General features: G+C 47.6%; 21 protein-coding genes. 13 read left to right on the forward strand and 8 right to left on the reverse strand.

Features of this window, described 5'->3' with window-relative positions:
- Window positions 1-334 precede the first annotated feature (334 nt).
- Entirely contained in the window at window positions 335-1129 is a 795-nt protein-coding gene (locus FBQ74_RS09445; RefSeq protein WP_139756448.1) for a DUF2189 domain-containing protein, read from the reverse strand.
- Window positions 1130-1235: 106 nt separating this feature from the next.
- Complete coding sequence (locus FBQ74_RS09450) at window positions 1236-1778, reverse strand: hypothetical protein (RefSeq protein ID WP_139756449.1); 543 nt, start codon at window positions 1776-1778, stop codon at window positions 1236-1238.
- A gap of 257 nt (window positions 1779-2035) precedes the next feature.
- On the opposite strand from FBQ74_RS09450, the gene FBQ74_RS09455 reads away from it, so the two are divergent.
- From FBQ74_RS09455 to FBQ74_RS09480, 6 genes are all read left to right on the forward strand, one after another.
- On the forward strand, window positions 2036-3253 hold the full coding sequence (locus FBQ74_RS09455; RefSeq protein WP_139756450.1) for a pyridoxal phosphate-dependent aminotransferase: 1218 nt from the start codon (window positions 2036-2038) through the stop codon (window positions 3251-3253).
- A 5-nt stretch (window positions 3254-3258) separates the two neighbouring features.
- Entirely contained in the window at window positions 3259-3921 is a 663-nt protein-coding gene (gene yfbR, locus FBQ74_RS09460) for a 5'-deoxynucleotidase (protein WP_139756451.1), read from the forward strand.
- Window positions 3911-5230, forward strand: coding sequence for an anti-phage deoxyguanosine triphosphatase (locus tag FBQ74_RS09465; RefSeq protein WP_205912305.1), 1320 nt, complete (start codon window positions 3911-3913; stop codon window positions 5228-5230). The genes yfbR and FBQ74_RS09465 overlap by 11 nt, the downstream gene beginning before the upstream one ends.
- A 136-nt stretch (window positions 5231-5366) precedes the next feature.
- Window positions 5367-6371 (forward strand): protein-methionine-sulfoxide reductase catalytic subunit MsrP, encoded by a 1005-nt coding sequence (msrP, locus tag FBQ74_RS09470; RefSeq protein WP_139756452.1) that lies wholly within the window; start codon window positions 5367-5369, stop codon window positions 6369-6371.
- Window position 6372: 1 nt separating this feature from the next.
- Window positions 6373-7023: a protein-methionine-sulfoxide reductase heme-binding subunit MsrQ gene (locus FBQ74_RS09475; RefSeq protein ID WP_139756453.1), complete on the forward strand. Its 651-nt coding sequence runs from the start codon at window positions 6373-6375 to the stop codon at window positions 7021-7023.
- A gap of 208 nt (window positions 7024-7231) precedes the next feature.
- Window positions 7232-8446, forward strand: coding sequence for an MFS transporter (locus tag FBQ74_RS09480; RefSeq protein WP_139756454.1), 1215 nt, complete (start codon window positions 7232-7234; stop codon window positions 8444-8446).
- Between the two features lie 31 nt (window positions 8447-8477).
- Here the strand turns inward: FBQ74_RS09480 and FBQ74_RS09485 are convergent, their stop codons facing one another.
- Entirely contained in the window at window positions 8478-9596 is a 1119-nt protein-coding gene (locus tag FBQ74_RS09485) for an energy transducer TonB (RefSeq protein ID WP_139756455.1), read from the reverse strand.
- Window positions 9597-9893: 297 nt separating this feature from the next.
- Here FBQ74_RS09485 and FBQ74_RS09490 point away from each other — a divergent pair, with 297 nt between their 5' ends.
- On the forward strand, window positions 9894-10733 hold the full coding sequence (locus FBQ74_RS09490) for a S1 family peptidase (protein ID WP_139756456.1): 840 nt from the start codon (window positions 9894-9896) through the stop codon (window positions 10731-10733).
- Between the two features lie 127 nt (window positions 10734-10860).
- Here the strand turns inward: FBQ74_RS09490 and FBQ74_RS09495 are convergent, their stop codons facing one another.
- From FBQ74_RS09495 to FBQ74_RS09515, 5 genes are all read right to left on the reverse strand, one after another.
- Entirely contained in the window at window positions 10861-11913 is a 1053-nt protein-coding gene (locus tag FBQ74_RS09495) for a PEP-CTERM sorting domain-containing protein (RefSeq protein WP_139756457.1), read from the reverse strand.
- A 435-nt stretch (window positions 11914-12348) separates the two neighbouring features.
- On the reverse strand, window positions 12349-13833 hold the full coding sequence (locus tag FBQ74_RS09500; RefSeq protein WP_139756458.1) for a bifunctional 2-methylcitrate dehydratase/aconitate hydratase: 1485 nt from the start codon (window positions 13831-13833) through the stop codon (window positions 12349-12351).
- 114 nt (window positions 13834-13947) lie between these two features.
- Window positions 13948-15894 carry a GGDEF domain-containing protein gene (locus FBQ74_RS09505; RefSeq protein ID WP_139756459.1) on the reverse strand — a complete coding sequence of 649 codons (1947 nt, stop codon included), beginning with the start codon at window positions 15892-15894 and terminating at the stop codon, window positions 13948-13950.
- A gap of 161 nt (window positions 15895-16055) precedes the next feature.
- Window positions 16056-16601 carry a lactoylglutathione lyase gene (gene gloA, locus FBQ74_RS09510; RefSeq protein WP_139756460.1) on the reverse strand — a complete coding sequence of 182 codons (546 nt, stop codon included), beginning with the start codon at window positions 16599-16601 and terminating at the stop codon, window positions 16056-16058.
- 62 nt (window positions 16602-16663) lie between these two features.
- Entirely contained in the window at window positions 16664-17137 is a 474-nt protein-coding gene (locus tag FBQ74_RS09515; RefSeq protein WP_232371891.1) for an ion channel, read from the reverse strand.
- Between the two features lie 61 nt (window positions 17138-17198).
- Between FBQ74_RS09515 and FBQ74_RS09520 the strand changes: the two genes are divergently transcribed.
- From FBQ74_RS09520 to FBQ74_RS09545, 6 genes are all read left to right on the forward strand, one after another.
- Entirely contained in the window at window positions 17199-17729 is a 531-nt protein-coding gene (locus FBQ74_RS09520; protein WP_139756461.1) for a DUF305 domain-containing protein, read from the forward strand.
- Entirely contained in the window at window positions 17722-18453 is a 732-nt protein-coding gene (locus tag FBQ74_RS09525) for a MauE/DoxX family redox-associated membrane protein (protein ID WP_139756462.1), read from the forward strand. The genes FBQ74_RS09520 and FBQ74_RS09525 overlap by 8 nt, the downstream gene beginning before the upstream one ends.
- Window positions 18454-18509: 56 nt before the next feature.
- Window positions 18510-18911 (forward strand): hypothetical protein, encoded by a 402-nt coding sequence (locus FBQ74_RS09530; protein WP_139756463.1) that lies wholly within the window; start codon window positions 18510-18512, stop codon window positions 18909-18911.
- Window positions 18912-19044: 133 nt separating this feature from the next.
- Complete coding sequence (locus FBQ74_RS09535; protein WP_139756464.1) at window positions 19045-19539, forward strand: DUF411 domain-containing protein; 495 nt, start codon at window positions 19045-19047, stop codon at window positions 19537-19539.
- On the forward strand, window positions 19539-20903 hold the full coding sequence (locus tag FBQ74_RS09540; protein ID WP_139756465.1) for a TolC family protein: 1365 nt from the start codon (window positions 19539-19541) through the stop codon (window positions 20901-20903). Before FBQ74_RS09535 ends, FBQ74_RS09540 begins: the two co-directional genes overlap by 1 nt.
- The gene (locus FBQ74_RS09545; protein WP_168190644.1) at window positions 20896-22980 is read left to right on the forward strand and encodes an efflux RND transporter periplasmic adaptor subunit; all 2085 of its coding nucleotides are present in this window, start codon (window positions 20896-20898) and stop codon (window positions 22978-22980) included. The genes FBQ74_RS09540 and FBQ74_RS09545 overlap by 8 nt, the downstream gene beginning before the upstream one ends.

Raw genomic sequence — 22980 nt, forward strand, 5'->3', positions numbered from 1 at the left:
CCATATGTAATAAAATTACTGTTTTAATATTGTGTCGCTAACGTAACAAACTAGTAAAACCAAGGGGCAACAAAATTTTAAAATTCATAAGAAACTGTTTTAGCTGTTATTTATCTAATTCCATATTCCTTTTAATTTAGTTTATACAATTAAAAGATATTAAAATAATGAAAGTCACACCGGCACCTGAACCTAAAATTGTAATTTTATTACAAATTTAACAATATTAACCGGTTTCAGACACGCTTGAAGTGGTGAAAGAAAAATAAGAAGATGATTTTTGTAGGAAAAACAGACGGCAATTACACAATTACCGTCTGTTTTGAGCAGGTTTTTATACGTAGTTGCGAGGCTTTTTCGTCTCGATGGTGTCAATGTAGGCATGCCATGTGCCGTAACCTAATAACGGCATTAGCACGATAAACCCAAGAAAACCGGTTAAGAAGCCAAGCACAACACTGATAAAAATGATCCCGGCCCAGAACAACATGGGAAGTTTATTCAACCATACAGCATTAACACTGGTCAGTAATGCTGTAGCAAGATCGACCTTTCTTTCCATCAGAATAGGTTGTGTGAAAGCCGATATGAAAAGCAGAATTAATGAGAATATTACGCCTACCGCAGTTCCCAGGATAAGAAACGGCCAGAGATCGGATAGTGTTTCATCAAGATAAGGGGGATAAAGTGCGTGGATAAGCGAGGCAACACGCAGCCAGAAAACCATCATTATCAGCAGGACTACGCCAAACCCCCACCCATTCACGGCATTTCGCTTCATTGCCCGTAACGAGTGCGCCATGCTGGGTTTGTGACCTTTCTGTAGCTCCCAACTCACGTCATACATTCCTGCTGCCAGAAAAGGACCTATCAGCATAAAACATACAATGGCCGGCATGATAATCAAATGCCAGCCGGTGGTAGCAACCAGATAGGTAATCAGCCAGGGAATAAGCGCAAAGATGACGCCATACATAATGGTGTTAAGTGGCGCCCGCTTCATATCCTGTATTGCCAGTGCCAGCCATTTGACCGGATCGCCTAAGCTCAGCTGGCGACAAGGTATTACCCGGGCAATACCACTGTCGGTAATTGCATTGTGCGGCGTTTCTTTAAAAGAGTGTGACATACAAAGCCTCATGTTAATAATCAACCGGGCCTTATCACTACTCCCCTACTTCGATGCAGCTACTGACCCTCTCTATTAAGATAGATCACGCCTGATATTTCTCAACCTAGAACACATGACGTCCTGCGTCCCACACAGCTGGTTGCCAGAATACCTTTGATTGATAACATGCTGCCATCAGGTTGTTCAGCTCACCAAACCCCGTCAGAGAAGCCTGCGAGTCAGTAATGAGGCTCGCGCATAACTGGTGGCAGTTGTTATCAATCAGGTTATACGGCATATACGTGTAGACTTTGTGGGCAGCACGACAGGCAACAGCATCTTCGGCGAGCGGTTCCCCCGCCTCATTACAAGCGACAAATATGTGTTCGCCAGACCGGTGCTGCAGAAAACGTTCCGGGCTAACCGCCCTGACCAGCCCATTGCCGGCAAGCTCGATAATGCGGCCATCAACCCAGATACCTGTATGCTCAAACACTCCGTATATACCACAGCAAACAATACTTCCATCCACTGGCGCTACAGGCGTGGTTGTCGTACCGGGCGATGCGCCCATAGACTGGCGATTGGCGTGTTCTTTATCTGCATAACGCAGGGCGGAGTACCCTGCTGCCAGGCCAGCGCCCAGCCACAATAATGGTATTGGCATAAATTCACTCTCTTATGTCCCTATTAATAGCATAGGGACTAAAACAAGATTGCTAGCACTACACGTGCCAAACACATTGTAAGTAAATATTGCGTGATATCCTCAAAATGCCAATTTAATTTTCATTAAATCCACCGCGCATCAGTTTAACGCAATAATTTTGTTTAAATTTTCTATGAATGCGTGCAATAAGCCATCGCATGCATAGCGGCTTTGCGCTACTCTGGAAGCCTTGTTAATCAGTAAGACAGGGACAAATGAAATCTGTATCGCGCTCTCACAAACTTGATAACGTTTGTTACGATATTCGCGGGCCTATCGCAGCCCAGGCCAGAAAAATGGAGGATGAGGGTCACCGAATTCTTAAGCTCAATATCGGTAATCCGGCACCGTTTGGTTTTGACGCCCCTGACGACATTCTGAAAGACGTTATTTACAACCTGCCAACGTCGCAGGGCTACTCCGACTCAACCGGCATTTACGCCGCCCGGGTGGCTGTTATGCAATATTATCAGCAGATGGCGGTGCGAGACCTGCAGGTAAACGATGTATTTATCGGAAACGGGGTCAGCGAACTGATTATGATGGCGATGCAGGCGTTATTGAATAGTGGCGATGAAGTGCTGCTACCCGCACCGGATTACCCCTTATGGACAGCAGCCGTGAGCCTTTCCTCGGGCACGCCGGTGCATTATCAGTGCGATGAACAGGCAGACTGGTTTCCCGACATAGACGACATCAAAAGCAAGATTACCGCAAGAACGCGCGCAATCGTGCTTATCAATCCGAACAATCCGACCGGGGCGGTCTATAGTGAAGCGTTGTTAAAGGAGGTGATTGCCCTTGCCAGAGAACACAATCTGGTGATCTATTCTGACGAAATCTACGACAAAATTCTTTACGACGGGAATAAACATACCTGTATTGCGTCACTTGCTGATGACGTCTTTTTCGTCACTCTGAGCGGTCTGTCTAAAAACTATCGGGTTGCCGGATTTCGTGCAGGCTGGCTGGTGGTAAGCGGTAATAAGCGCGTGGCAGCCGATTACATTGAAGGCCTGAATATTTTGTCTTCTATGCGAATGTGCGCCAATGTCCCCTGCCAAACCGCGATACAAACAGCGCTTGGGGGTTATCAGAGTATTAATGAACTGGTGGCCGAGGGAGGACGGCTTCGCACCCAGCGTGATACCGCCTGGCAGATGCTCAATGACATCGACGGCATTCATTGCGTTAAACCTAAGGGCGCGATGTACTGCTTTGCGCGGGTAGACGAGAAAAAGTTCAACATTACCAATGATGAGCAGATGATTTACGACCTGCTGAGCAGCGAAAAAGTATTATTGGTGCATGGTCGTGCGTTTAACCTGCAACAGGGTGTCTACTTCCGTCTGGTATTTTTACCTCACAGCGATGTGCTTAAACCCGCCCTGACCCGTATAGGCAACTTTTTCGATAACTATCGGCAGGTATAATAAGTATGTCTGATAACAGTCACTTTTTTGCTCACCTGGCTCGCATGAAACTCATTAATCGCTGGCCATTGATGCACAATGTTCGTAATGAAAATGTGCAGGAGCATAGTTTACAGGTGGCGATGGTTGCCCATGCCCTGGCTTTGATCAAAAACAGATTTTTTAACGGCACGCTCAATGCTGACCGTATTGCTACCATTGCAATGTTTCATGATGTTTCCGAGGTGCTTACCGGTGACCTCCCTACTCCGGTAAAGTATTACAATGCAACGATTGCCTCAGAATATAAAAAAATTGAAAAAATTGCTGAAAGTAAGCTTATTGAAATGGCCCCTGAAGCATTACGTGATGATTATGCAGCATTGATTGACGGCCACCAGCATAGTGAAGAAGAAGCCTTTATTGTAAAGGCGGCTGATGTCTTATGTGCCTACCTGAAAACCCTTGAGGAACTTAACGCCGGAAACCGTGAGTTTACCCTGGCAAAGAACCGACTGGATAAGCTGCTCAGTGCCTATCAGTCACCGGAAGTTGATTACTTTGTTTCACGCTATGTTCCCAGCTTTTCATTAAGCCTTGACGAAATCACGCAGGATGAATTTGAAGCTGAACATGGTGCTACGTCAAATCAGCCGGATACTACAGAGGCCCCAAGTGATGATGCATGAAAGCTGGGAAATACCGTGGCAGGCACGCCGGCTGCCACGCGTACAGGCTCGTGATGGCGACCATCGAAGCAGCTACCAGCGGGATAAAGCTCGTGTATTGCATTCTGCAGCCTTCAGACGCTTGCAGGCAAAAACCCAGGTGCTGGGTGTTGGACTCAGTGACTTTTATCGTACCCGGCTGACCCATTCACTGGAGGCGGCTCAAATTGGCACAGGCATTACCGCTCAATTGCAGGCCAAACATCCGCAAACCGCTAGTGAGCTGCGGCTGGATACCAGCCTGACAGAAACCCTGTGTCTGGCGCATGATATTGGACACCCGCCGTTTGGTCATGGGGGCGAGATTGCACTTCATTACATGATGCACGAGCATGGCGGATTTGAGGGCAATGGCCAGACGTTTCGTATCATCACGCAGCTGGAGCCCTATACCGCGGAACATGGGATGAACCTGGCCCGGCGCAGTATTCTCGGCCTGATAAAATATCCCAACTTCATCGATAACCTGACGAATCCGGCGTGCCACGGGCAGATCAATACGTCGTTGCGTCAGGTAAAAGCTGACGACTGGCATCCGCCCAAAGGGCTATTCAGTTGTGACAAGCCGCTATTTGACTGGTTGCTCTCCCCGTTCAGCGAGCACGATGTATCAGAGTTTATGAAGTTTGACTCTTTTGACAACAAGCACAGTAAAACCCGGCACAAATCTTTTGACTGCACCATTATGGAAATGGCAGATGATATCGCCTATGGCATCCATGATTTAGAAGATGCCATAGTGATGAGTATGGTGACTTACGATCACTTTATAGCAGATATTGTTGAGCCATTGAAAAATCTGGAAGTGCCCTGGTTGTCGGCCAATATCGGACAACTGGCGGTGCGTTTGTTCAGCCAGCACCACCATGAAAGAAAAAATGCTATCGGCGCGCTGGTAAACTGTTTTATTACTGCCATTACCATTGTGCAGCAGGAACAATTTGAACACCCCTTGCTGGCTAATCAGGCACAATTACCGGCGCAATTCGAAAAAGCCCTGAGCTTGTTCAAATCGTTTGTTTACCATCAGGTCATCAGACAGTCTGAAGTGCAGATACTTGAGTATAAAGGGCAACAAATGGTCATGGAATTGTTTGAAGCCTTTGCCAGTGACCCGCAACGGTTATTACCTGAGAATACCCGGCAACGCTGGCGACAAGCTGAAGAAGCTGGCTATGGCCCACGGATTATTGCCGATTACATTTCCGGGATGACCGATGAGTTCGCCGCCCGTTTGTACAGCACACTGTTTGTGCCTAAACACGGATAAAGCATGAAGTTTTTGTCATAAAGAAAGAAAATCGCACTTTTGCAGGTCTTATTCGTAAGTACGTCAAACCAGGCTGTGCAGAGATGTCTCTGATTCACCTGTCAATGTCACCAAAAAAACACACGGGTAGGCTCACATGTCAAAACGCTTTGTCCCTTCAGTAAACCTGACTGAAAATGATGTCACTGATGAATCAGTTTACCGCCAGCGGCGAACGCTGCTTAAGCGGATGGGGTTCATTGGTGCCGGCGCGCTGTTATCACCCGGCGCGTCAGCACTAGGATGGTTTGATGATGACGAAGAGAAACAGGCAGCTAAACGCGAGCCGCTTGATTTTACGCCTGCTGATAAGTACAGCACGTCAGAGACAAAAACACCTTACGATAAAGTTACCAGCTACAACAACTTTTACGAGTTTGGCACCGGTAAAGATGATCCGGCCAAGTATGCCCATAATCTCGACATTGATCCGTGGTCGTTAAAAATTGACGGGATGGTGGAAAAGCCTTTTACTTTGGATCACGCCAACCTGACCCAGCGGTTCAGTTTACAAGAGCGCATTTACCGACTGCGATGTGTTGAAGCGTGGTCGATGGTTATTCCCTGGATCGGGTTTGAGCTTGCGGAGATTATAAAAGCAGCCCGTCCCCTGTCCTCAGCAAAGTATGTGGCGTTTGAAACGCTCTACGAGCCCGAGCAGATGCGTGGTCAAAACAGTCGTTTTGTCGGCGGCGGGGTGGATTACCCCTATGTAGAAGGATTGCGGCTGGATGAAGCTATGCACCCACTAACGCTGATGGCAGTGGGACTTTATGGCAAGACGCTGCCAGAACAAAACGGTGCTCCCATTCGTCTCGTCGTGCCCTGGAAATACGGTTTTAAGAGTATCAAGTCCATTGTACGTATTACGCTAACCGATAAAGAACCACCCACCACCTGGAACAAGCTGGCGCCGGATGAATATGGTTTTTATGCCAACGTAAATCCTGAGGTTGATCATCCTCGCTGGAGTCAGGCAAGCGAGCGTCGAATTACCGGAGGCGGCTTATTTTCCCGTAACCGAATAGAAACACAGATGTTCAATGGTTACAAAGAAGTCGCCCCGCTCTACAAGAATATGGATTTAAGAAAATATTATTAATATGGCAGTGACTGTTTTTAATCGCCCCGTCCGCTTAAACAACTTTCAGATATGGACAGGAAAAGCGTGTGCCCACCTACTGATAACCGGTGCGCTGATTTGGCAATTTTTACTGGGGTTCTCCGACAACCTGGGTGCAGATCCGGTTCAAAGCTTGCTCGATTTTACCGGTAAGCATGCTGTTCACCTTCTGTTATTTACGCTGTGTCTGGCGCCCCTTGCCAGATACACTCCGTGCGGTGACTTCATTCGCTACCGCAGGATGATTGGCGTCTACACTTTTGTGTATGCCCTGGCGCATTTCTCTACCTACATTTTGTTTGAACTTCAGTTGAACTGGCCACTTATAGGCAGCGAAATCATAGAGCGCCCTTATATAAGTGTAGGGTTTGTAGCGCTGTTGATTTTACTGGCCCTCGCTGCTACCTCATTTAATGTCATACGCAGAAAGATGGGCCGGAGCTGGCAATCTTTACATAATTGGGTTTACGCCGCGATTTTGCTGGCACTGCTGCATTTTAGCTGGTCACAAAAAACGATTTGGGAAGAACCCATTTTTTACTGGATAGCCGCTTTCATTATATTGCTCCCGCGTTTGCAATACGCTATTCAGTCAAAAACGAAAAAGCGAAAACGCTGCAAAACTGCATAAGTCATCAGGGCCGGATTCTGGCCTTAACATGCGGTTAACGCGTAACTCAATGAATTTACAAAGATAATACATGAAACTCAGTTACACGATTTGGCGCAAATGGTAAACTGTGTCTTCACTGCCATCGTCTTTATTTCTGCGACAGAGTGAAAGCTCATCGCCCTGGCTAAATCAGTGGCGACTTCTTATTTTTACGCACTGAGGTTTCATGTCAAATTCACAGCATTCTGATCACCAGCCACGCGCGGGTGAGGCGTCACTCAAAGTTGTCACTTTCTGGCTTGCCTTCGGTACGTTCGTACTCGGGTGCAGTGAATTCGCTGCTATGGGCTTGCTCCCTTACTTTGCAGACGATTTCGGGATCTCAGAAAAGGCGGCCGGTTATGCCATTAGTGCTTACGCACTTGGCGTGGTAGTTGGCGCCCCCCTCATCACCATGTTCTTCTCACATATTGCGCGGCGAACGATGCTTATCGCTATGATGATTTTTTATGCCGGTGGAAATTTACTGACCGCGCTGGCCTGGTCAGAGTGGACTATGAACATAGCACGATTTATTGCCGGCCTGCCCCATGGCGCTTACTTTGGCATAGCTATGTTATTTGCCGCCGATATAGCCGGTAGAAATCGGCGCGCCAGAGCAGTAAGCAACGTGATCCTGGGCTTAACCGTGGCCACAATTGTCGGGGTACCGGGTATTAGCGCAATCGGGCAGACGATGGGATGGCGCATCGGCTTTTTCATGATTTCTGCCTTGTCATTGGTTACGGCCGTGATGGTATGGAAAATGGCGCCTTATCGCGGGCCTAATCCAAATGCAAACCCTCGGTCAGAGCTAAGCGCACTTAAGAATAAGGATGTCTTGCTGGTGTTGTTGATGGGTGCCATCGGTTTTGGAGGGATGTTTTCCGTATACTCCTATTTCAGTGCCACATACCTGAACACAACGACCTCGCCAGAGTGGGGTATTGCCGTGATATTATTGATTTACGGTGTAGGTACGACATTAGGTAATTTGCTGGCCGGCCGGATCGCAGAGGGCCGTTTGCTGCGCACAGCATTAGGTTTTCAGGTATTACTTGGCGTCTCTGCAGCAGCCTACGCGATGTCTGTTGGTAACCCTGTATTGATGGCTATTGCACTATTTTGTATGGGCATGGGTGGTGGCATGGTGGTGCCATTGCAAACGCGCCTGATGGATGTTGCCGGTAATGCGCAAACGTTGGCGGGCGCCATGAATCATGCTGCATTTAATTCTGCCAACGCGTTGGGTCCATGGCTTGCAGGCATCGCCCTTGCCTCGGGTTATGGGTATGCCAGTACCGGCTGGGTTGGCGTTGCCTTATCAGCCGGGGGCGTATTGATTTGGTGTTTGATTGTTATGACAAACAGCAGTCGACAAACCAGTGAGGCTGTCTCGTAGGTGAATATCCACTATGTGCAGCGCTGCGTTATCATTCAAGCTTAAAGTCTAATTTAACAAAGTATGGGGAAGATTTAACAGGTTTTCCCTCTGCAAATTTTGGTGCGTACCGCCACTGACTTAATGCATCTACTGCATACTCATTGAACAATCGATCTCTGTCCGATGATTTTTTCACCTCAATGTCTTTAACAAAGCCTTCTTCATCTACAATAAAAGACATTGTTACTGAACCCTCCCGACCAATTCGGGCTGCTTTAGGTGGATATTTAGGATGTACCCGATAAAGTGGCTCTGGTTCCTGATCAGATTTCCAGGGCTTCATTCGTCCAATCGCCTGACAGTGCTCAGTAGCCTTGTCGGATTCGCCGCGCTGTTCATAAAGATTGACTAAGCGCGCATGAGACCCCAACTCATAGGGATGGGTAAAATCCAAGTTTTCTTTAAAGATGTTAGCAACAGTATTAAAGTGCTCAATCGCTTCATCTTTATGTCTGCCTTCACTCAACGCGACACCTAACATGAACTTTGCTTCCAGCGTTCGTAAATCCTGATTCCCCCATTCTCCTTCAGCGTAGCGGACTGCATCTTCAAATAACCTTCTAAGTGACGGCGGTGAGACACGAATCGCTGAGGGCGACTCCACTACAGCTTTGGCCGCTTCTACGTGAGCAAATGCGCGCTCAGACGAGTTTTTATAGTCTATGTCATCGATATTTAAAACGAGAAAACGCGCTAACTTAGCAGACAACTCACTGCTGCCTTCTGTGCGGTAGTCCAGTTTTGCCAAAGAGTAGATAATATCCACATAGGCGACCACCGTGGTATAGCTTTCATCTCCGAACACCGTCCGGTATTCGTCAGCCACCGTTTCGAAATGTTTGACTGCCTGCGAGTCTTTGCCCGCTATGGCCAGTACATTGGCATAAGAAAAATGGAGTTTGGCAGCTGCGTCGCTGTTTTCGCCGTACTTCTGTACTCCCAGTTGCCAGGCTTTTTTTCCTAACTTCAGGCTGGCAGGAACATTTTGCTCTTTGAATGCTGCCTGAAAGGCCCGGTAAGTGTCGCTGAAATCATCTGCAACGGTATTAAATGAAAATGTTGATGCGGCCAGAAAAATAGGAACAGTCAGTTTTTTTGCAGATAACATTTAGCAATTTCCTTTTGCAATATTAGCTTTCCACCCTATCGCCGCTGCGCATTTCGCACAACCTTGTACTGGATATTACATCACGAAAAAAACGCGACTCATCGATTTCATTAAAAAGCATTAATTTCTCGCACCTTCACTATATGCAACTACACTTATACAGGACGTTATGTCTGGCGATGTCCCTGTTGTTAAGCGAAAAACGGTATCTTCCGGTGCTTAGTTTGTCGGGATAAAACAATAACTTTTGCCAGTGGAGAGATATCGCTTCATTGGACAATGACTGGACTTCAACTGATGATACAACAATTTGTTAAAAGCGCAGTTTGTGCTGGCCTGCTTATAAGCGGGTCTGCAGCAGCTATAACCTGGGGAAAACCTGACAGCGGTGAGCACCCTAATGTCGGTACCCTGCTCTTCGTTCAAAACGGTGTGGGCTTTTTCAGCTGTACCGGCACGATGATTTCCCCGAGAGTGATGCTTACTGCAGCCCATTGTGTAGCAGGGGCCGGCAGTATAAACGATGTCACGTATGTCAGGTTTCAGGATGACGCCCTGGAAGGTTTGTCAGAGGCATCATCGTTATCAAGTTGGCTTGAAACTGACTGGATGGCCACTGAAACTGTTATCCCGCACCCTCAATGGACAGATTATGGAGAGTTTCCGATGACCTACGACATCGGTGTAGTCATTCTCTCTGAGCCTTATACACCATCAAATGGCTTTGCCTCTCTTCCACCGCTGGATTTTCTGGAAAACCTCAAAGGCCGGGACAGACAAGTCTTTGAGGTGGTGGGTTACGGACGTCAGGGTACTCTCCCACCAACAGAGATGAACGACTATGAAAAGTATAAAGGTAAAGTCAGACTGCTGGAGGTGTACAGCGAATTAAACGGAAATGGCGAAGCCAGTGCTAAGTTCTCCAATAATCCCGGCGTGAATGGTGGTGGCGGCACGTGCTATGGCGACAGCGGTGGCCCGACGTTCTATAAAGACAGCAATTTGCTGGTTGCGGTTACATCCTTTGGCTGGGCTAAAAATGGTAATTGTGTAGGCAACGATTTTAACTACCGCACGGATGTTCAGGATGCAATAACCTTTATCGAAGACGTACTGGCACAATACGGCGACGAGTAAGTACCACGAGTTCATACCTGCCGGCAGGGAGGCCGCTTTATGTGTAAACATCAAAGTAAAACAATCAAATGAAAAGCCCCGCATTCGTGCAGGGCTTATATTATTATAACTGGTTTAACGCGCAGGCCTATTTGCTACGCCATCTTAAAAACAGCAAGCCAGAACCTAGCAGAAACAGTACGCCAGGCTCAGGAATATCCATCGGTTCATCCAAAACCGCGGTAGCTATAAATAGCTGCTCATAGCCATTGTTTATATTTTTACCGTAACCGCTTTCAGCACCAGTACAAATCTCATCATTAGCCATGCCAAAATCAGGGTCGCAACCTAAACGCAGGTCAACGCTCATGGTGTAGTCTGATAGGTCATCACCGCTTCCGAATAGCCCTTCCAGTAACGCATTTAGTTCGGGAGAAACAATCGCATAAGCAGCAGTATCTTGGCCGAGGTTATGATTGAACGGACCTTCATCAGCCTCCTCAGTACCACAGGATACGGGGATCGGAATGGCACCATCAGTATCAACACAGATGGGGCCGCCGGATAATACGTAATCAGTTTCGTTATTATCACCAACCATTGGACCCGATCCATCTGACGTATAACCTGAAGGATCGCCCATGAAGGTACCGCCGCCACCTTCGCTGACTAAGGCGTAAGCACCGCCGTTGTTCGTGAAATCAAAAATCTCTACAACATCGCCCATATCATCAAAAATGGTAACCTGCGCCCAGCCGGCAAGGCTTTGCTCATTGTCACCATTGAGATTGTTGTTGTTGAAGAAAAACACCATTGACTCGCCATCAAGAAAGGTTTCTAAGGCTGACAAAGAGGTGTCCCAGGTTCCGTCAGCATCTCCGCTAAAATCAGAAACCTGCCCCGGGTCTGTTGTGTCACCAGTGGTAAAGTAGTTTGAGCCACTTTCCCCTGTAGGCGTGGAATAGGCATTATCCATGCCCGCAAAATTAGTATTAACGGGATTCCCGTCTGCGCCAGTTGCTATGACTACATAATCAGAAATTTGCCCGGGCGAGGACTGAACGTTTAGCCCTGCGATGGGTAATGAGTAAGAGTTAAAATCGCCGTAGGTAACATAACCCTTACCGGTTAGATCCACCAGTGCAGCGTGTGTGGAAAGACTAAGCGCCAAACCTGCCGCGCCAATCATTAATCGTTTCATGGTAGCCTCTGTAATTTAATTTTTTACAGCTTATTGGTAGGTTCCGATGATAAATTGCTACTCCTCCTTCTCATCACACAGTGCAAATATGAGATGATGTAAGATAAGAAGCATAAAATGCGCCTTTTTCTTAAGCGGGTGTTTTTTAAACAATTAATTTTTATTTATAAGTGATCCAAATTTTAAATGTAAAAAAAACCGACACTTACACGCTTTTCAATTAAGATTTGAGCAATATTGACGAGAAATTTTCTAAAATTACTGACAGCGAAATGACAGAGAAATGATTAAGTAATACTTAACAATAAGTTAGTCAAAAAGGATCAATGACAAATTGTAAAATTTTTTGACACCAGTTGTAAGTGTCCGGATGCATGCCTTTCGCCCTCTGTAAAAAAGCAAAAAAGCATGCATTCAGCGCTATACAAGCGGCTATTAGATGACAAATGCGTCCATAAACTCGTTTACTGCCATAGCATGTAAGCGGTTTTCATCACGGCATAACTCAAAAATTGATATACTTCTGGATTGGGGAAAGCGTGATAACAGGTTGTTATAGAATTTATCTTCCAGTACCGGCATGCCCTCCTCCCTGCGTTTGCGGTGACCGATAGGATATTCTACCTCTACTTTTTGAGTGGCGGTTCCGTCAGTAAAGAATACCTGAAGCGCATTTGCTATAGAACGTTTGTTCGGGTCGTGGTAATCGCGACTGTAGCGCTCATCTTCCTGCACTTCCATTTTTTCACGCAGCGCATCGATAAGCGGGTTGGTATTATGAAAATCATCTTCATAATGCTTTGCTGTCAGATTTCCGAATATAAGCGGCACCGCTGTCATATACTGCAGACAATGATCACGATCAGCCGGGTTTGCCAGCGTCCCGTGTTTGGAGATTATGCGTATGGCTGATTCATGGGTAGTCAGCTCAATTCGCTCGATGTCTTGCAGTCTGTCTTTGACTTCATTGTGCAATGTGACTGCCGCTTCGCACATAGTTTGCGCATGAAACTCGGCCGGAAAGCTAAGTTTAAACAGAATATTCTCCATGACATAGCAGCCGTAGGGGCGCTGAAAAGAAAACTGTCGCTCATCTTCCGGTTTCACAGCCAGATCTTTGTTAGTGTGACTAAACGCAACATCGTAGAAGCCCCACTGCGGTGCGCTCAACACACTGGGTATACCCATCTCATCACGCATCGCAATATCAGCCAGTCGAACACCGCGCGATGTCGCATCGCCCGCCGCCCATGACTTTCTTGAGCCTGCGTTCGGCGCGTGTCGGTAGGTCCGCAGTGCTGAGCCATCTACCCAGGCATGTGAAATAGCCGCCATAATTTGTTCACGATTGCCTCCCATCATGTGTGTAACAACAGCAGTAGTAGCTATACGTACCAGTAAGACGTGGCACAGCCCGACCCGGTTAAAGCTATTGTCTAATGCAATGACCCCCTGAATTTCATGGGCTTTTATCATGGCAGTCAACACATCATGCATGGTGAGAGGCGTTTGTCCGCGTGCTATACGTTGTTGAGAAAGGTGATCGGCGATGGCAAGAATACCGCCAAGATTGTCGGAAGGATGTCCCCACTCCGCTGCTAACCAGGTATCGTTAAAATCGAGCCAGCGGATAATACATCCAATATCCCACGCTGCTTTCACGGGATCTAAAGCGAACTGCGTACCCGGAACCCGGGCACCGTTTGGAACCTGGGTCCCCTGAACCAGCGGCCCCAGATGTTTGGTACATTCTGGAAATTGTAGCGCCAGGAGTCCACAGCCCAATGTATCCATCAGGCAATATCTTGCGGTATTGGTCGCTTCTGCTGAGATATCATCGTAGTTGAGAACATAATCAGCGATGTCTTGTATTACGTTGTCATAATCGGGGCGATCGCTGCGCTCACCTTGTTTGCTCATGGTGTCTCTCCGTCACAGGTAAACCTAATCAGTGGTCATTACGACCAACTGCTGTTCACACTGTGTACGAAGTAAATGCAATTAAGATGTGTGGATTTATTTGGCGATAATTATTCAGCCGAATTCAACAGCACGAGTACATGCGCGGCCTGATGCTTTCGCATTGTATAGCTGGGTATCACAGGTGGCGACGATAGCATCCATATCCTTACAGCTTTTCACTTCGGTTATACCTGCCGAAAATGACACTGAGAACTCAGCATCCGTAGTGGTCCAGGTACAATGCTCTTTGAGCGTCTCACGGATATCGTCTACCAGACGCGTCGCCTGCGCACGGTCGATATCATGCAAATAGAGTAAAAACTCCTCGCCGCCGTAACGACAGAGTTTATCTGATTTGCGAATACGGCTTTGAATGATACTACTGGTTCTGGTGAGTACTTCATCGCCAACTACATGCCCGTAATGATCGTTGACCTGCTTAAAATAATCCAAATCTATCAAAACCATACACGATGCTTTGTTGCTGTTCACCGGCTTTGATAACGCACTATAAAGCGCACGTCTGGTTAGCGCGCCGGTTAGTGAGTCAGTATCAGCGAGTCTTGCACTGCGACGCTGGCGCTGCCAGAACCACATCGTCAACACACCCAGAAGCGAGGCGATAAGTCCTGCTACTACTGCTCTGAGTCTTTCGGTTTCTAGCCGGAGGGCCTGTTCTGCTTCTTTAACCTGTGCAAGGCGTAAATGCGTAAACTCGATATCGTCACTTAGCGGGTCATGATGACTCTCAGCGTTCAGGCTGTAGCTTTCTGTGTTGTAAGCCAGTAACTTGCGATCATATAACTCAAAATGTCGCAGCGCATTTTTATAGTCGCCTCTGAGCTTATAAATCCGGCGAAGGTTATAATGATTCAGAAGATCGATAGTTTTGGGGTAATATGACGCTTCAAGCTGTCTGGCTACAACTGACTGATAGGCGCTGACAGCATTGTCGAATTCACGCTGACTGCCTTGTATAGCAGTGGCGATAGCGTGAAAAAGCGATGGCAGCATCTGCCATGCAGGAGGAAGAGACTCTGCCGGAACAGCCGCCCCCTGCCTGGCCAGCGAAAGCATTTGTTGTCGTTCTGCGGGATGATCCCGGTGCGTATACACACTTAACTGATATGCCAGTGCTATGACTTTTTGAACAGGTTCTCCACTTTGTTGTGCTACGCGTGTTGCTTCATCTGCCAGCGCTCTCGCCTCGTCGAAACGCCCCATCCGGTTGAGTGCGAGGATGGCATCGCCAAAATAATCGGCGCTGAGTACATCGCGGTTACGGGCCCCTTCTATATCCTTTTGGGCATGATAATAAACGCGACTTTGTATATTAAACTCTTTGTAAAACTGCGCCAGCCAGGTGTGCGCGTGATCAGGATCCAACTGCGTTTCCATGGCGCGATCTTTGTCGAAGTCAGCCAGATGAGGTAGCGCATACTCTATTTCTGCTTTAGCGCTGAACGGGTCACTCTCGGCTAATTCGTTGGCCAACCACATACTGACTGTTGCGACAGCAGCTTTATGACCTGTTTCCAGCATTTCGGCCTTTAACTGTTGCAGGGCCGGGATACTTTGTGTAAGACGCTCAGTGCTTCCGTTGTGAGCAATCATCGCTTTTAAAAAGATGTAATAGGCTCTGTTCGCGGCATAGCGGTATGGATCCAGTTTTTTCAGATAGCGCCAGTGCTCATCAGTCACCGGAACAGTTGGCTGTTCGGGAAGGTTTCGCGGCGCATCATCAAAGCCATGGTGACTCAGGGCCATTATGTGTTTGAATACAATACCTAACGGTGATGCATCACTTTCAATATCTGACGTTTTCAGCGCTTGCTCGATTTGAGAATTGCTTAACCCCTGAGCCATACCCCAATCGTAAATAACAGCATGGGTGAGATTGCTGTATCGGGCGAATCGCGCATCTTCGCTTTCTTCGGCGAAAGGCGTAGTAGCGGTACATAGCAGGAAAGTAAATACGGTCCATCGAAATAAAGGCAGCACAGAAAAGCGTGTCAGCATCTGTCTTTACTCCTGGTTAGTGATAAATTCAGCGAGTGGTCAGCAACATCACTCTACCAGGAGTATAAAACTAAAGTGCTAGTCAAAACACCTTTTTTTATAAGGTTTTTGATTAAACTTGATCCATTACATTTAGTGACGCGTAGGGCGCCCTACTCAGGTTAACCCAGGTGTTCCCGACATACATCACTGACTTTTGTTGCATCAAATATTTCAATCCAATAACCGTCAGGATCTTTAATAAACGCCAATCCTTTCATTGCGCCATCATCAGGACGCTTTTGAAAGGGTACGCCCAGCTTTTCAAAGCGCTCGCACGCAGCCTCCAGGTCGGGCACATGGAAACCAACGTGACCAAATCCCTTCGGCTCACTATTACCGTTATGATAATCCGCACTTTCAGCTGTATCGTCCCAATTGTGGGTAAGCTCAAGCATAGCAGGCCGGTTAAACGTTTGTGTTGTTCTGGTCGTTTCGTTACCACTTATCTGCGAAAGATCTTCCTCTGCGGTCAGAAAATAAAGACTGAACTTCATGTCTTTAAAGTCAAGCTTGCGCAGTAACGTCATGCCCATAACCCGGGTGTAAAAATCCAAAGAACGTTCAGGATCGGCAATTCTTAGCATGGTTTGGTTGAATACAAAGCCCCGGGTTGCGGCGTCTTTTTCCTCATGCAAACCGGGGGCGGATTCAAAGTGTCGGGACATGATTTTTCTCCTGAAAAATATAGAAAGTACGTTAATTGTATAGGGGCTCGTGTCAATACACCCTATCCCTGATTAGATGAAAAGCTATTTTGCGCCATCGATTTAAAGACATGGGACGCAGAGCAGCTTATTAACAGAAAGCCGGTAGCAGACTCTATGCCCGCTACCATTCTCAAATTATCTGTAGGTTCGATACTTCCTAACCCTAATGTGGTAATGGTTGTCAGAGAAAAGTAAAAAATATCTTCAAATTCTGCGGGCGACTTAAACGTGCCTATTCCTGCGGTTTCTCCTAACCAATAAGCACACGAAAAAAGTAAAGCGATTGCAGTCTGACTTATTACTGCCACCACGACAAATGTGAACGTGCGAGAAGCTGGGCCTATGGAATCTTTGCTTAGATATTGTGCGACGGAGGACAAATTAAACAGATGAATTATCACCGCCATAGAGAGTGCTAACAGTGAAATTATGATAGCCAGAATCATTGTCGCCTCATTCAGGTATGTATATTGCGTAATACAGATATAAAGCACTCATAATGCTTAGAGCACTGTAAATATTACGACATTACATTAAAAGTTTGTAAGGATTACTATGAAGTACACCCGATTTTTCGCGATGATTGGTGTTTCAACTATCGCCATGTTCATCATGATGTACCTGAATACTTACGCGCTATCCCATATCTGGTTCAGCGAAACCCGAACCTATATGGCATTGTACATGGGCGCCGGCATGGCGGTAATCATGTTGGCATTTATGTTGAGCATGTACACGGATAGTCGTAAAAATATCGCTATCTTTGCAGGAGCTGTCATTCTGTTCGTGGCGTGTTTGTACCTATTGCGTTCACAGCTACTTGTGTCTGACTCAGCTTATATGAAGGGCATGATCCCCCATCACTCTATTGCGATTTTAACCAGCGAGCGGAGTCAATTGGAAGACCAGCGGGTCAGAGAGCTGGCTAATGGTATTATCAGAACACAACGTAAAGAAATTAAGGAAATGGAGTGGTTGATAAAAGATATTGAGAAAAACGGTAAGGCCGTTACCCGTGAAGAAGCCGAGGCGCGTCCTGTTCCCGAATTCTCGGGCCAATTAAAACCAGGAGGAAACAATGAGTAAGACAGCTGTTCTGTATCGTATGGCAACTGATGAACATATTTGTCCGTTCGGATTACGTTCTAAAGATCTCCTTAAGCGCAAAGGTTTTAGCGTAGAGGATCATAAGCTGACTTCCCGGGCGGAGACGGATAAGTTCAAAGAAAAGCATGGGGTTGAGACTACCCCTCAGGCGTTTATCGATGATGAACGTATTGGCGGCTATGATGAGCTTAGAGAGTATTTTAATAAAGGTGAAGCGGGGCAGACCGGCACCACCTATACACCGGTTATTGCAATATTTTCTGTCGCCGCACTGATGATGCTGGCCTATCAATGGGCAGTAAGCGGAGATTTGCTGTCCATTCGGTCCTTAATGCTCTTCATATCATTTTCGATGATTATGCTGGCGGTGCAAAAACTAAAAGACTTATATACGTTTACTAACTCGTTTATTACCTACGATTTGCTCGCCATGAAATGGGTTCGCTATGGATATATTTACCCATTTATGGAGGCGTATGCCGGTATTGGTATGCTGGCACAATTACCGGCATTACTGGTTGCTCCTATCTCCCTGTTTATAGGTACAGTCGGCGCAGTTTCGGTGTTCAAAGCTGTGTATATTGATAAACGCGAACTAAAATGTGCCTGCGTTGGCGGCGATAGTAACGTTCCGCTCGGTTTTGTTTCGTTGTCAGAGAACCTGTTCATGATTGGCGGCGGTCTTATCATGTTGTTAATCTGATAGTTTACGAATCTGCATAATTTGCTTATTATGCAGATTCGTAACAGAGGTTAGTCATGATTGTCCACTTTTTCCGAATGAGTATTTTTGTCATGCTTGCGGCGCTAAGCGCGCAGGTATTGGCGTTTTCTGATTCAGAAAAAAGCGGGACTCAAATCTCTGACCACTGTGCAATGATGAGCTCCCCTAAGCCGGGTAGCGACGCCCTGCAGGCGCCTCATCATGTTTCTGAAGAGCCCGTGCGTAGCCACCACACCATGGCTGCTGATGCCGAACACACTGATTGCTGTGAGCAGGATTGTACCTGTCCGGCTAATCTCTGTGGACACGCGTTCTTTGTAGAGGCAACCACTCAACAAGTGTTCACCCCCGATACCCGAAAACATATAGCGCGGTTACCCCTTATGCACCCCTCTGTTGCCGCCGGCGCCCTCTTTCGTCCACCCATTATTGCCTGACTCAGGATAGATCCGTCTTTTATTCAGGCTGACACCTGAAGTATTTAATATTATATCTATCGGTAAGCGTTCATCGTCACGTTTTATAGCTAACGCGACAGACAGAGCGCGTACCTACCTTGAGGCAATCATCATGACAATACGTGTACTAGCATTAATATTGGGCCTGCTGGGGACCGTCGTACAGGCATCCACTGAAAAAGACAATGTTCATCTAAATGTTTACAAGTCTGCATCCTGCGGCTGCTGTAAAGGCTGGATGGCGCATCTTGAGAATTCTCAACGTGGTAAAGCTTCACAAAATGCCTGGCGTATTGAAGGCAAGGATACAAATACGCTGGGTGATATTAAAGCCATCCACAATGTGCCGGTAGAGTTACGCTCCTGTCATACCGCAGTAACGCATTCGGGTTATGTCTTTGAGGGCCATATTCCGGCCAGGTACATTGAGTCTTTTTTAGATAATCCGCCAGATGATGCCTTCGGTCTCGCAGTACCCGGTATGCCAATAGGCTCCCCGGGTATGGAGAGCGGCTTGCGGTTTCAGCCATACACCATCCAGTTACTGCTTAAAGATGGCTCCACCCGCCCCTTCGCCACTGTCTCTACATTTGAGGAGCAGTACTAATGCGATGCGTTTTTCTGCTTGGCATTTACTCCATTGTTACAGCGGGTTGTCTGGTGGGTCCGGCGGCCGCTCAGCAAACGCTTTCTTTGCGTGATGCCGTGACAACGGCCCAGTCAAATGACCCATGGCTCCAGGGCAGCCAGTTACAACAAAAGGCCAAAGAAAACCGTAGTATCGCAGCCGGTGAGCTTCCCGATCCTTCTGTGTCTTTTACTATGATGAATTTGCCGCTGGATAGTCTGAAACTTGATCAGGAAAACATGACACAAGCGCAGTTCGGTATCTCCCAGGCCTTTCCAAGAGGGGATTCGCGCTCAATTAGTCAGCAAAAGCTGGCTATTGAGTCTGCTATGGGACCCTTTGAGCGCGAGAATCGTCGGGCAATGATTGATCGCGATGTTACGCTACTATGGCTGGACGCCTGGCTGGCTATGCGCTCAAAAACACTGATAGAAGATAACAGTGTGTTGTTTGAGCAAATTCGTGACATCGCACAGACTACCTATGCCTCTGCTGCAGGGAAGTCTCGCCAGCAAGATATTATTCGCGCTGAGCTTGAGCTTATCCGGTTCGAGGATCGCGCCACTGTTCAGGCTCAGAATCTGGAAGTGGCACTGTCAGCGCTTAGTGAATGGCTGCAACCGTATCAGTCTGACAGTCTTACATTGAGCAGCTCAGAAACTACCTCCGATACACTGCCTGCTACATTGCCAAACATCGACCCTGCCCTGTCAATTTCGGCGCTGATTGGAACCGGCTCAGATCAAACGCTGATTGAACACCTCACCCGGCATCCCACTATCCAGGCTATTGAGCTTCAGTATCAGGCCAGCCAGAAAGATGTTGAACTTGCCAAAGAACAGTACAAACCTCAGTGGAAGCTTAATGCCAGCTATGGATGGCGTGATGATATGCCCTCCGGTCAGTCGCGGGCAGACTTATTCTCTGTGGGCGTTACCCTTGACGTTCCGTTGTTTACTGAAAATCGTCAGGATAGAACTGTCAGGGCTTCAGTTTATGAGGCGCAGGCTGTTAAAACGCAAAAGCTGGTGGTATTGAAATCACTGCTGGCAAAGGTCCGCGAGCAAACCCGACACCTGGTGCGACTGAATCAGCGCGAATCGCTGTACAGTGATCAGATACTGACGCAGGCCCAGGCGCAGGCACAAGCATCGATGACCGCATACATGAATGATAACGGGGATTTTTCTGAGGTGGTTCGCGCCAGAATTACCGAACTGGAAGCCCGTCTTTCAGCGCTATCTGTTCAGGTCGACAAACTCAAACGCACTGCACAGCTTAACTATTACCTCACCCAAACCAGTGCAGCCAGTGACCCGGCAAAAGGAACGATTAATGAATAATAAAGTGCTCATCGCTACGGCCATTGCCAGCGCACTTACCGGCGCATTGATGGTTATTGGCTACAATAACCTTGCAGGTGAAGAGCCTGCCTCTGATAACGGCGCCCAAGAGCCGCTTTACTGGGTCGCCCCCATGGATGATAGCTACCGTCGTGATAAACCGGGCAAATCGCCGATGGGGATGGATTTGGTGCCGGTGTACGAGAAAAACACCACAGATAACGATGAACCGGCAGGCACAGTTACCATCTCGTCCGCGGTGGAAAACAATCTTGGCGTGAGAACCGCGAAAGCAAGGGCCGGTCAAATAAATGCCGATATCAGTACAGTAGGATACGTAAAATACGATGAAGATGAGATTGTTCATATACATCCACGAGTTGAAGGCTGGATAGAGCAGCAGTTCGTAAAGGCTGCCGGCGACCCGGTAGAAAAGGGGCACCCCCTTTACGCCCTTTATTCGCCGGAACTGGTCAACGCTCAGGAAGAATATATTATTGCCCTTCGCCGCGATAATCCGGCCTTGATTGCAGCGGCCAGAGAACGACTTGCTGCGCTTGAAATCCCCGATGATGTGGTTAAACAGGTATCCCGTCAAAAAGAGGTTGTTCGTACTGTGACGTTCGACGCGCCAAAGTCTGGTTTTGTTAACGAACTGAATATTCGGGACGGGTTTTATGTTCAACCAGGCATGACCCTGATGAGTATCGGACAGCTGGATACGGTATGGGTAGAGGCTGAGGTATTTGAACGCGATGCTGGCTCCGTTAGTGCTGGCATGCCGGTGACGATGACTGTTGACGCTGTTAAGGGGAAAACCTGGACCGGCACCGTTGATTATGTTGCTCCAGCCCTGCAGGCGTCTAATCGAACCCTGCCGGTCAGATTAAAATTTGCCAATCCTGACCATCACCTGAAGCCTAATATGCTCGCAGATATCCATATTGATGTGCCGGTTGATACACAGGCTGTACTCGTGCCGAATGAAGCTGTTATCCGCACAGGTTCTCAAAACCGGGTGGTACTGGCGAAAGGTGACGGCAAGTTTCGCTCTGTTGCCGTTACATTGGGTCGTTCGGGTAAAAACGAGATAGAAATTCTGAGTGGCGTTAATGAGGGTGAGCGCGTGGTCACCTCGGCACAGTTCCTGATCGACTCAGAGTCCAGTAAATCTTCTGACTTTGCCCGGATGAACAGCGAAGCTGACAATACCGCTGTCTGGGCAAAAGGAATGGTAAAGGCCGTTCTAAGCGACAAGCGCAAGGTAACCATCGCTCATGAGCCAGTGCCCGCGCTTGATTGGCCGGCTATGACCATGGACTTTGCTGTGGCAGATGAGGTCGCATTTGATAAGCTCGCAAAAGGTCAGTCACTCCATTTTGAAATAGACAGTGAAACAGGAGGCTCCCCTGTAATCACTGGCATTCACATCATGCAACAGGGTGAGGAGCCTGAAGTAAGCGTTAAGAAGCAACATAACGCCCGCACTGATATGGGAAAGGAGCAGGCGGTATCTGAATCTATCGCTGTGACCGGCACAATCAATGCGGTATCACAGGATACCCGTACGCTTACTATTGACCATGATCCTGTTGAAGCCTGGGACTGGCCAGCTATGACGATGGATTTCAACGTGTTCAGCAAAATTGATATGAATACGCTCGCAGCGGGTCAATCTGTGCATTTTGAAGTAACCCGACACTCAGATAGTACGCTTACGATAACCCGGGTACATATAATGAAATCCCCCGACAATCCTGCTGACAATGCGCAAAGTCAGTCTGATTCAAAGCCACAGGCGGTGGCTGTTATGGGAACGGTTACAGCAATTAATCGTTCGGATCGCGCGCTGACCATTGAACACGAGCCGGTCGACGCCTGGGACTGGCCAGCGATGACAATGGATTTTGCTGTGGATGAATCGGTCAGTTTAAAGCAAGTTATGACCGGACAATCTCTGCACTTTGAAGTTACCAGAAGTCAGAATGGCGCGCTTATTATCACCAGTATCCATATACTCAGTAGCCCCGAACCGGGCCACAATAGTGCCGGACATGATTCGCACCTGCCGAAGTAA

This window comes from Salinimonas iocasae, assembly GCF_006228385.1.
Classification (GTDB): domain Bacteria; phylum Pseudomonadota; class Gammaproteobacteria; order Enterobacterales; family Alteromonadaceae; genus Alteromonas; species Alteromonas iocasae.